This is a genomic window from Martelella sp. UBA3392 (assembly GCF_002358775.1).
GTDB classification, from domain to species: Bacteria; Pseudomonadota; Alphaproteobacteria; order Rhizobiales; family Rhizobiaceae; genus Martelella; species Martelella mediterranea.
The window spans coordinates 3,877-4,147 of record NZ_DEPM01000155.1 but is presented as its reverse complement, the minus strand read 5'-3'; the positions used below and the strand labels follow the sequence as shown (position 1 = coordinate 4,147).

At 64.6% G+C, this 271-nt stretch carries 1 protein-coding gene; it reads right to left on the bottom strand.

Annotated elements, in window-relative coordinates; genetic code table 11:
* Positions 1-85: 85 nt before the first annotated feature.
* The coding region (locus tag B4E36_RS11685; protein WP_345900376.1) for a fumarylacetoacetate hydrolase family protein at positions 86-271 on the bottom strand (186 nt) is incomplete at its 5' end.

The following is a 271-nucleotide window of genomic DNA, read 5'->3' as shown; positions in this document are numbered from 1 at the left end:
CCCCCGGCGCCCTGAATTTCCACAAGCCGCATGGCTTCTCCTCCCGGCATGGAGCGGCAGGCGCCGCGCCATGCGTCGTTTCAGCTTACTTCCAGTCGTGCACGACCGGGTTCGACAGATGGCCGAGCCCCTCGATCTCGATGTCGATGACACCGGAAAGCTTGTGCATATTGACCGACCGGTGGCCGTTGGGGAAGTTGCCGACGCCCTTGGCCGAGGTGCCGAAGCAGATGATGTCGCCGGGCTCGAGCGTGAAGTAGCGGCTCGCCTC